The organism is Pseudomonas sp. OF001 (assembly GCF_904426495.1).
Classification (GTDB): Bacteria; Pseudomonadota; Gammaproteobacteria; order Pseudomonadales; family Pseudomonadaceae; genus Geopseudomonas.
In genome coordinates this window covers 109,348-118,676 of sequence record NZ_CAJGBM010000006.1, presented here as the reverse complement: position 1 = coordinate 118,676, position 9,329 = coordinate 109,348, and the positions used below count along the sequence as shown (strand labels likewise).

Here is a 9,329-nt window from a genome sequence, read left to right as displayed (position 1 = left end):
TTGGGGCGCAAGCACGATGGGCCACCGGGCCCCAAGGCAATGTGGACCGGGCTGCAGCGGTTGCGGGACTTTGTCATCGCTTTTGAGGCCCGTGACGCGCTCACCGGGACTTGTGTATAACGACGAGCGCCGGAGCGTGGGAGCGATCGACGGCTGGCGCGTGTGTCGATGGTTCCCATGCTCCGCGTGGGAACCCGGCTCCGGGCGCTCCGCGCCCTTGTACGGTGCCCGCCACTTGTCGCCTATCCGACAAAGCCCTGCCCGCGCCCCTGTCGGCAGCCCGACAAACCACCCGACCAGCCATAGAAAAATCCTTCATAAACAACGAGATATACAACCGGCACGGCGCTTGCTCGGCTATTGGCGACTCCCTCTTTCCTCCGGAGACCGACCATGGAACTGAGCGTACTTGGGCAGAACGATACGGGGCAGCACGGTGCCGGTGGCTGCTCCTCCGGCTCCTGCGGCAGCACCGACGACCAGCTGTCCCACCTGCCGGAGCACATCCGCGCCAAGGTGCACAACCACCCCTGCTACTCGGAAGAGGCCCACCACTACTTCGCGCGCATGCACGTGGCGGTGGCGCCGGCCTGCAACATCCAGTGCCACTACTGCAACCGCAAGTACGACTGCGCCAACGAGTCGCGCCCCGGCGTGGTTTCCGAGCTGCTCGACCCGCTGCAGGCGGTGAAGAAGGTCAAGGCGGTGGCCGCCACCATCCCGCAGATGACCGTGCTCGGCATCGCCGGCCCCGGCGACCCGCTGGCCAACCCGCAGCGCACCTTCGAGACCTTCCGCATGCTTTCCGAGCAGGCCCCGGACATCAAGCTGTGCGTGTCCACCAACGGCCTGGCCCTGCCCGACTGCGTCGACGAGCTGGCCCGCCATAACATCGACCACGTGACCATCACCATCAACTGCGTGGACCCGGCGGTCGGCGAGAAGATCTATCCGTGGATCTACTGGAACAACCAGCGCATCCGCGGCCGCAAGGCGGCGAAGATCCTCATCGAGCAGCAGCAGAAGGGCCTGGAGATGCTGGTGGCGCGCGGCATCCTGGTGAAGGTCAACTCGGTGCTGATCCCCGGGGTCAACGACGAGCACCTCAAGGAGGTCAGCCGCATCGTCAAGGCCAAGGGCGCCTTCCTGCACAACGTCATGCCGCTGATCGCCGAGGCCGAGCACGGCACCTTCTACGGCGTGATGGGCCAGCGCAGCCCCGAGCCGGAAGAACTGCAGGACCTGCAGGACGCCTGCGCCGGCGACATGAACATGATGCGGCACTGCCGCCAGTGCCGCGCCGACGCGGTCGGCCTGCTCGGCGAGGACCGCGGCGACGAGTTCACCCTGGAGAAGATCGAGTCGATGGACATCGACTACGCGGCAGCCATGGTCAGGCGCGCCGCGATCCACGCGGCGATCAAGGAGGAGCTGGACGACAAGGCGGCGAAGAAGGCGCGCCTGGCCGGCCTCGGCGTACCGCAGGACATCGCCCCGGCCCGCCACTACCGCCCGGTGCTGATGGCGGTGGCCACCAGCGGCGGCGGCCTGGTCAACCAGCACTACGGCCATGCCACCGAGTTCCTGATCTACGAGGCCTCCGGCAAGGGCGTGCGCTTCATCGGCCACCGCAAGGTCGACCAGTACTGCGTCGGCGACGACAGCTGCGGCGACAAGGAGTCGGCGCTGAACGGCAGCATCCGCGCGCTCAGGGGCTGCGAGGCGGTGCTCTGCTCGAAGATCGGCTACGAGCCGTGGGGCCAGCTGGAGGCCGCCGGCATCCAGCCCAACGGCGAGCACGCCATGGAGCCGATCGAGGAAGCGGTGCTGGCGGTCTACCAGGAAATGATCGCCGCCGGTCGGCTGGACGCCGACGCCGCGCCGCTGCGCGCCAAGGCCTGAAACCCACCATGCGAGGAGGTGCCCGATGGCGCTGAAAATCGAGGAATCCTGTGTCAACTGCTGGGCGTGCGTCGACGTCTGCCCGAGCGAGGCGATCTACCAGGGCAGCCAGCACTTCAGAATCAACGCCCACAAGTGCACCGAGTGCGACGGCGACTTCGCCGACCCGCAGTGCGCCAGCATCTGCCCGATCGAGGGGGCGATCCTGCTCGCCGACGGCAGCCCGGCCAACCCGCCGGGCTCGCTGACCGGCATCCCGCCGGAGCGCCTGCTTGAAGCCATGCGCGAAATCCAGGCGCGCTGAGGAGGCCGGCATGGGTGCCCTGATCGTCTACGAAAAACCCGGCTGCGGCGGCAACGCCCGGCAGCAGCGCCTGCTGCGCGCGGCAGGGCTGGAACTGGAGGTGCGCGACCTGCTGGGCGAGCCGTGGCGCGCCGAGACGCTCGCGCCGTTCCTCGCCGGGCGACCGGTGGCCGACTGGTTCAACCGCGCAGCGCCGGCGGTGAAGTCGGGAGAGGTCGATCCCGAGCGGCTGGACGCCGAAGCGGCGCTGGCCCTGCTGCTGGCGAGCCCGATCCTGATCCGCCGCCCGCTGATCCGCCTCGGCGCGCACCATCTGGCCGGCTTCGACGTGACAGCGCTCAACGCCCTGCTGCCGGCCGGACACCGGCTGGCCGAGCCGAGCGCGCCGCTCGACGGCTGCGTGCACGGCGCCGAGGCAACCTCCAGCTGCCACGCGCCGCAGGAGCCGCAGCCATGAGCCACGCCGCCCTCGCCCGCCAGCCCATGTCCTCCATGCCACGCGATCCCAACCTGGCCTGGCTGCAGCGCATCCTCAGCGCCCAGCGCGAAGGACGCAGCTGCCTGCCGCTGCATCTCGGTCTCGCCCCGCAAACCCACGCGGCCTTGATCCAGGCCTGCTTTCCGGAGCGCGCCGGGCAGTATCTTGGCGCTCCGCCGCAGGCCCGCGAACGCGACGCGCTGCGCGCCGAGCTGCTGGAGCTGCGCCGCGACGAGTGGAGGGAGCTGCGCGACCTGCTGCTCGCCGGCCGCGCCGGGCGCGCGGGCGAGGCGGTGGTCGCCGCAGTGGTCGCCGCCGCCTGCCTGGGCGGCGACCACCTGTGGCGCGATCTCGGCCTCGCCTCGCGCGACGAGTTGCGCGCGCTGCTCGAATACAACTTCCCGCGGCTGGCCGCGCGCAACGTCCACAACATGCGCTGGAAGAAGTTCTTCTACCGCCAGCTGTGCGAGCAGGACGGCGCCTACGTGTGCCGCTCGCCCAGCTGCCAAGCCTGCCCCACATATCACGACTGTTTCGGAGAAGAGTCATGAGCCACTGCCAACGCATCAGCGCCGAACAGGCCGAGAACCTGCTCAGCGGGGCGGACAACGTCATGCTGCTGGACATGCGCGATGCCCGCGCCTACTGCCAGGGCCACGACCCGCGCGCCATCCACCTCAGCGACATGACCCTGCGTACCCTGGTGCGCCACACCCCGCGCCAGGTGCAGCTGATCGTCTGCGGCGACGAGGCGCGCGCCAGCCAGGAGATGGCCGAGTTCTTCCGCGACTACGGCTTCGCCCACTGCTACAGCCTCGACGGCGGCTACGCCGCCTGGCAGGCACGCCCGCGCCAGCCGGCGCGCGCCGAACGGCGCGTCGCCGAACAGCGCGTCGCCGTGCACGGCTGAGGAGACCGACCATGCAGGTTCTCGACACCGAAGCACGCATCCGCCAGCAGATCGCCGCCAACCCGGTGATCCTCTACATGAAGGGCACGCCGGAGGCGCCCGAGTGCGGCTTCTCGCGCGCCGCGGTGGGCGCGCTGCACAAGCTCGGCAAGCCGTTCGCCTTCGTCAACGTGCTGACCGCCCCGCACATCCGCGAGAAGCTGCCGAAGATCTCGCAGTGGCCGACCTATCCGCAGCTGTTCGTCAACGGCGAGCTGGTCGGCGGCTGCGACATCATCCTCGGCATGGAGGCCGACGGCAGCCTGCAGGCGCTGCTCGCCGGGGTCTGACGGGTCGTACCGGCGCCGCCGCGCTGGCGTCACTCCCCGGGCGCCGGTGCGGCGGCGCTGCCCTGCCGGCTACTGCCCTTCGGCCAGGCCGAGGAACGCCGCCACCTGCGGCGCAGCGAACGGCCAGCCCAGCTCGGCGCCGCTGTCCAGCCGGCGCAGCACCGGGATGCGCACCCCGTAGGCCTCGACCCACTCCTCGCGCTCGGCGATGTCCACCAGCTCCACCTCGAGCCCCAGACCGACGAAGGGCATCAGCACCTCCTCGGCCAGTTCGCACAGGTGGCAGCCGAGGGTTCCGAACAGTTGGCAGGCGGGCAGCATGATATCTCTCATGGTGAACAGACCGGCGGCAGTTTAGCATTTGCGCTACCTGCCCCGTCGCCCGCCACCGACACCAGGGCGCGGTATCCCGCTTGTCCCGCCGAACCCTCGCATGGAGCACTGCCGTTGTTCGTCAACCTGCTGATCATCCTGGCCGCCTCGCTGCTGGTCATCGCCCTGTTCCGCCACCTCAAGCTGCCGCCGCTGCTGGCCTACATGAGCGTCGGCCTGGCGCTCGGCCCGGGCAGCCTGGGCTGGCTGCAGCAGCACGAGGACATGCCGCTGCTGGCCGAGTTCGGCGTGGTGTTCCTGCTGTTCAGCCTCGGCCTCGAGTTCTCCCTGCCGCGCATGCTGGCGCTGCGCCGCGTAGTGTTCGGCCTCGGCAGCCTGCAGGTGCTCGCCTGCACCCTGCCGCTGGCCGGCCTGCTGCACCTGGCCGGCCTGGCCCTGCCGGCCGCGCTGCTGGTCGGCGGCGGCCTGGCGCTGTCCTCCACCGCCATCGTCACCAAGGAGCTGAGCAGCATGGGCGAGGTGTTCAGCGACCACGGCCAGAACGCCATCGGCGTGCTGCTGTTCCAGGACCTGGTCGCGGTGCTGCTGCTGACCATGATCCCGGTGGTCGCCGGCGGCAGCGAGCAGGCCTGGTACTGGGCGCTGCCGATCACCCTGGGCAAGGCCGCGCTGCTGTTCGGCGGCCTGCTGGTGGCCAGCCGCTGGCTGCTGCCGCGGCTGTTCCACGAGGTGGCGCAGGCCAACGCCGCCGAGCTGTTCGTGCTGCTGGCGCTGGTCATCGTGCTGCTCACCGCCTGGCTGACCCACCTGCTCGGCCTGTCCATGGCCCTCGGCGCCTTCCTCGCCGGCATGCTGCTCGGCGAGAGCCACTACCGCCACCAGATCGAGGCCGACATCCGCCCGTTCCGCGACGTGCTGCTCGGCCTGTTCTTCGTCAGCGTCGGCATGCTGATCGACGTCGGCCTGTTCGCCAGCCACGGCCTGGTGATCCTCGGCATGACCGTGCTGCTGCTGGCGCTCAAGGGCGCGCTGGTCACCCTGCTGGTGCGCCTGCGCGGCGGCAGCAACGAGAGCGCCTGGCGCAGCGGCCTGGCGCTGGCCCAGGGCGGCGAGTTCTGCTTCGCACTGGTCGCCCAGGCGCAGCAGGCCAGGCTGGTCGACGGCGAGCTGGGCGGACTGATCCTCGCCGCCACCTTCTGCTCGATGGCGGTCACTCCGCTGCTGCTGCGCGCGGCGCCGCAGCTGGCCGCCCGCCTCGGCCGGCAGCCGGATGCCGAGGCGCGCGCCGAGGACATCGCCGGCGCCTGCGCCGAGCACGAGGGCCACGTGCTGATCTGCGGCTTCGGCCGGGTCGGCCAGTCGATCGGCCGCTTCCTGCGCCGCGAGGGCATCCCCTTCGTCGCCCTCGACAACGACCCGATCCGCGTGCAGGAGGCGGCGGCCGGCGAGCACCACGTGCACTTCGGCGACGCGCGCCGCGGCGAGCTGCTGGAGGCCCTCGGTCTGAGCCGCGCACGCCTGCTGGTGGTGGCTGCCGACAACCCCCAGCACGCCCTGGCCACGGTCAAGGCGGCGCGGGCGCTGTCGGCCGAGCTGCCGATCCTGGTGCGCACCCGCGACGACAGCTTCCTGGCCAGCCTGCTGGAGGCCGGCGCCAGCGAGGTGGTGCCGGAGGTGCTGGAGTCGAGCCTGATGCTCGCCTCCCACGCGCTGGTCATGCTCGGCCTGCCCGAGCGCCGGGTGCAGGCGCACATGGACGAGGTGCGCCGCGATCGCTACCACCTGCTGCACGGCTTCTACCACGGCGCCAGCGCCAACCTGCTCGACCAGCAGGGCCGCCCGCGCGTGCTGCTGCACGCGGTCAACCTCAGCCAGGACGCCTACGCCTGCGGCCGCAGCCTGGCCGAGCTGAAGCTGAGCGGGCTGGGCGTGGAACTGCAGGGCGTGCGCCGCGAGGGCGACGAGCTGGAGCTGAGCGGCAACCTGCCGCTGCGCGAAGGCGACGCGCTGCTGCTCGCCGGCCCGCTGGAGTGCATCGAGCGCGCCGAGGCGCGTCTGCTGGCCGGCACCCAGTAACCGGCCCGCAAATGCAGAAGCCCGCTCGAAAGCGGGCTTCTGCTTTTCTGGCGCGGGGCTATTCGTGGTTGGTGGCGCCGATCTTGTGGATCGACAGGTCGGCGCCGTAGTACTCCTCCTCGGCGCTCAGGCGGATGCCCAGGCTGGCCTTGAGCAGGCCGTACACCGCGAAGCCGCCGCCCAGCGCCACCAGGATGCCGAGCAGCGAGCCGATCAGCTGGCTGGCCAGGCTGACCCCGCCGAGGCCGCCCAGCGCGCTCTGGCCGAAGATGCCGCAGGCGATGCCGCCCCAGATGCCGCACAGGCCGTGCAGCGGCCAGACGCCGAGCACGTCGTCGATCTTCCAGCGGTTCTGGGTGGCGGTGAAGGCCCAGACGAACAGCGCGCCGGCCACGCCGCCGGTGATCAGCGCGCCGATCGGGTGCATCAGGTCGGAGCCGGCGCACACCGCCACCAGGCCGGCCAGCGGGCCGTTGTGCAGGAAGCCGGGATCGTTGCGGCCGACCAGCAGCGCCGCCAGGGTACCGCCGACCATGGCCAGCAGCGAGTTGACCGCCACCAGGCCGCTGACCCCCTGCAGGGTCTGCGCGCTCATCACGTTGAAGCCGAACCAGCCGACGATGAGGATCCACGAGCCGAGGGCGAGGAACGGGATGTTCGAGGGCGCGAAGGCCACCAGCCGGCCGTCGCGATAGCGGCCGTTGCGGTGGCCGAGCAGCAGCACCGCCGCCAGCGCCAGCCAGCCGCCGACCGCGTGCACCACCACCGAGCCGGCGAAGTCGTGGAAGGCGGCGCCGAAGCGCTCGGTGAGCCAGGCCTGCAGGCCGAGGTTGCCGTTCCAGATCAGCCCCTCGAAGAACGGGTAGACCACGGCGACGATCAGCGCCGTGGCGCACAGCTGCGGGCCGAAGCGGGAGCGCTCGGCGATGCCGCCGGAGATGATCGCCGGGATCGCCGCGGCGAAGGTCAGCAGGAAGAAGAACTTCACCAGCGCGTAGCCGTTCTCGGCGGTCAGCGCGCCGGCCGGCTCGAGGAAGCTCACTCCGTAGGCCAGCCAGTAGCCGACGAAGAAGTAGGCCAGGCAGGACACGGCGAAGTCGGCGAGGATCTTCGACAGGGCGTTGACCTGGTTCTTCTGCCGCACGGTGCCGACCTCGAGGAAGGCGAAACCGGCGTGCATGGCCAGCACCATGACCGCGCCGAGCAGGATGAACAGGGTGTTGGAGCCATGGACCAGGCTCGCTACGGCAGTATCAAGATTTTCCATCGGCGCGACGCGCTCCTCCGGTAGGCAGGGAAGCACCAAAGCGGGTCACTGACGACCATCGGCGCACCACGGACAGGCGTGCACCACCTTGCGAACCGCTCGTCTTGATCGCCGCGCCCTGGGACAAAATCCGCCCTGGTGCCGCGATCGGGGTAGCTTCTTGTTATGAATCAGTGGCTTGGACGTGTGTGGCAACGTCCTGTCGACCTTCGCGCCAGATCCGCCAACGGGCAGGCGCAGACGCACACGCCGCTGAGCCAAGCAAGAGCCATGCCGTAGCGCACCAGCCATAGGCAGCACTGCTGCAAAAGCGTGCACGCCAGGGCGGCCGGCGACGCCGGACGCACCCGGCCCTGCCCCTGCCTCGACCAGCATAGCCCGCCATCGCCCCGCGGCTGTGCAGGGCTGCGCCGCGGCGCCGCACGCCCGCGCACGACCATGCTCCAGCACGGTGCATGCGCAAACCTGGCCGCATTCTTGCTAGACAGCCGCCCACCGCCCCTGCGGGCACTGCTGGAGCCTGACGTGTTCGCCGGCCAACCCTTCGCCGTGTTCCAACCCTTCGTCGATACCGCCACCGGCCTGATCGCCGGCGTCGAGGCACTCGCCCGCCTGCGCGACGCCGACGGCCAGCTGCACTCGGCCGGCGCGCTGTTCGCCGACCCGGACAGCGACCAGGCCGACCTGCTGCGGCTCGACCGCCAGGTGCGCGAGCACGCCCTCGACCAGCTGCGCCACGCGCCGGCGGACTGGTTCCTCAGCCTGAACATCTCGCCGCGCTGGATCAGTTGCCTGAGCCCCGGCCAGGCGCTGCCGAGCCTGTGCCAGCTGGAGCGCCACCGCATCGACCCGCGGCGCATCGTCTTCGAGATCACCGAGCTGGACGGCGACATCCCCTGCCTGCTGCAGGCCGTGCGCCAGTACCGCCAGGCCGGCGCGCGCATCGCCGTGGACGACTTCGGCGCCGGCTATTCGCAGCTCGACCGGGTGCTGGCCCTGCAGCCGGACATCCTCAAGCTGGACATGCGCCTGTTCCAGGACGCCGCCCGCGGCGGCCCCGGCTGCGAGCTGGTCAAGGCGCTGGCGCAGATGGCCGAGAAGACCGGCTGCCGGATCATCGCCGAGGGGGTGGAGACCGAGGACGAGCTGCACTTCGCCCTCGAGTGCGGCGCCCGCTACGTGCAGGGCTTCCTGTTCGCCGCCGGCAAGCCCGGCTTCTTCGCCGCCGACGCCTTCGCCGCACGCTTCGCCGAGGTGCGCGACCACTACGTGCAGATCAAGCTGGCCGAGCGCGCACGGCTGATCGAGCTGCGCCGCCAGCTCGGCGAGCTGCTGGAGCACCTGCGCCCCTGGGCGGAGCAGCGGGGGCCGGCGGCCGCCCTGCCGGCACCCGGGCATCCCTGGCTGCTGCGCATCTATCAGTGCGACCGCAGCGGCGAACAGATCACTCCCAACTGCGAGTGGCGCGGCGACGCCTGGCACGAGGAGCCCGTCTACCTGCGCCACAACTGGTCGTGGCGTCCCTGGTTCCACCAGTTGCTGGCCGAGGGCCTCGACGAACAGCGCCTGACCCTGTCACCGACCTACCGCGACGCCACCAGCAACCAGTACTGCCTGACCGCCGGCCGCTGCATCGACCAGGGTCGCCGCCTGCTGCTGGTCGACATCGACGCCGGCGCCCTGGCCTCCCCGCCTCCCCCAGCTACCCCGGCGGGGCTTGCCGGCCACTG

Annotated in this window: 9 protein-coding genes and 1 pseudogene; 8 read left to right on the top strand and 2 right to left on the bottom strand. The window is 70.7% G+C overall.

Annotation, left to right across the window (positions count from 1 at the left end):
- Positions 1 to 393: 393 nt before the first annotated feature.
- From nifB to grxD, 6 genes are read left to right on the top strand one after another with little or no spacing between them, the layout of a single operon-like run.
- Entirely contained in the window at positions 394 to 1,902 is a 1,509-nt protein-coding gene (gene nifB / locus RA210_RS05395; RefSeq protein WP_201485638.1) for a nitrogenase cofactor biosynthesis protein NifB, read from the top strand.
- Positions 1,903 to 1,927: 25 nt separating this feature from the next.
- Positions 1,928 to 2,206, top strand: a complete 279-nt coding sequence (locus RA210_RS05390; RefSeq protein ID WP_136489278.1) for a 4Fe-4S binding protein — start codon at positions 1,928 to 1,930, stop codon at positions 2,204 to 2,206.
- A 10-nt stretch (positions 2,207 to 2,216) separates the two neighbouring features.
- Positions 2,217 to 2,663, top strand: a complete 447-nt coding sequence (locus RA210_RS05385) for an ArsC/Spx/MgsR family protein (RefSeq protein WP_201485637.1) — start codon at positions 2,217 to 2,219, stop codon at positions 2,661 to 2,663.
- Positions 2,660 to 3,235: a nitrogen fixation protein NifQ gene (locus tag RA210_RS05380; protein ID WP_201485636.1), complete on the top strand. Its 576-nt coding sequence runs from the start codon at positions 2,660 to 2,662 to the stop codon at positions 3,233 to 3,235. The genes RA210_RS05385 and RA210_RS05380 overlap by 4 nt, the downstream gene beginning before the upstream one ends.
- Entirely contained in the window at positions 3,232 to 3,594 is a 363-nt protein-coding gene (locus RA210_RS05375; RefSeq protein WP_201485635.1) for a rhodanese-like domain-containing protein, read from the top strand. The genes RA210_RS05380 and RA210_RS05375 overlap by 4 nt, the downstream gene beginning before the upstream one ends.
- Positions 3,595 to 3,605: 11 nt before the next feature.
- Positions 3,606 to 3,923, top strand: a complete 318-nt coding sequence (gene grxD / locus RA210_RS05370) for a Grx4 family monothiol glutaredoxin (protein WP_136489282.1) — start codon at positions 3,606 to 3,608, stop codon at positions 3,921 to 3,923.
- A gap of 69 nt (positions 3,924 to 3,992) precedes the next feature.
- Here grxD and RA210_RS05365 read toward each other — a convergent pair whose 3' ends face one another.
- On the bottom strand, positions 3,993 to 4,244 hold the full coding sequence (locus tag RA210_RS05365) for a glutaredoxin family protein (RefSeq protein ID WP_201485634.1): 252 nt from the start codon (positions 4,242 to 4,244) through the stop codon (positions 3,993 to 3,995).
- A 126-nt stretch (positions 4,245 to 4,370) separates the two neighbouring features.
- On the opposite strand from RA210_RS05365, the gene RA210_RS05360 reads away from it, so the two are divergent.
- Complete coding sequence (locus RA210_RS05360; RefSeq protein ID WP_201485633.1) at positions 4,371 to 6,332, top strand: monovalent cation:proton antiporter family protein; 1,962 nt, start codon at positions 4,371 to 4,373, stop codon at positions 6,330 to 6,332.
- 58 nt (positions 6,333 to 6,390) lie between these two features.
- On the opposite strand, the gene RA210_RS05355 is transcribed toward RA210_RS05360, so the two are convergent.
- The gene (locus tag RA210_RS05355; RefSeq protein WP_201485632.1) at positions 6,391 to 7,599 is read right to left on the bottom strand and encodes an ammonium transporter; all 1,209 of its coding nucleotides are present in this window, start codon (positions 7,597 to 7,599) and stop codon (positions 6,391 to 6,393) included.
- A 525-nt stretch (positions 7,600 to 8,124) separates the two neighbouring features.
- On the opposite strand from RA210_RS05355, the pseudogene RA210_RS05350 reads away from it, so the two are divergent.
- Positions 8,125 to 9,282 (top strand): annotated as a pseudogene (locus RA210_RS05350) (EAL domain-containing protein); the annotation flags it as partial.
- Positions 9,283 to 9,329 lie beyond the last annotated feature (47 nt).

What these genes read in the sequence shown, in the direction of transcription:
- nifB (WP_201485638.1), top strand. Translation starts at nt 394, where the DNA reads ATGGAACTGAGCGTACTTGGGCAGAACGATACGGGGCAGCACGGTGCC.
- RA210_RS05390 (WP_136489278.1), top strand. Translation starts at nt 1,928, where the DNA reads ATGGCGCTGAAAATCGAGGAATCCTGTGTCAACTGCTGGGCGTGCGTC.
- RA210_RS05385 (WP_201485637.1), top strand. Translation starts at nt 2,217, where the DNA reads ATGGGTGCCCTGATCGTCTACGAAAAACCCGGCTGCGGCGGCAACGCC.
- RA210_RS05380 (WP_201485636.1), top strand. Translation starts at nt 2,660, where the DNA reads ATGAGCCACGCCGCCCTCGCCCGCCAGCCCATGTCCTCCATGCCACGC.
- RA210_RS05375 (WP_201485635.1), top strand. Translation starts at nt 3,232, where the DNA reads ATGAGCCACTGCCAACGCATCAGCGCCGAACAGGCCGAGAACCTGCTC.
- grxD (WP_136489282.1), top strand. Translation starts at nt 3,606, where the DNA reads ATGCAGGTTCTCGACACCGAAGCACGCATCCGCCAGCAGATCGCCGCC.
- RA210_RS05365 (WP_201485634.1), bottom strand. Translation starts at nt 4,244, where the DNA reads ATGCTGCCCGCCTGCCAACTGTTCGGAACCCTCGGCTGCCACCTGTGC.
- RA210_RS05355 (WP_201485632.1), bottom strand. Translation starts at nt 7,599, where the DNA reads ATGGAAAATCTTGATACTGCCGTAGCGAGCCTGGTCCATGGCTCCAAC.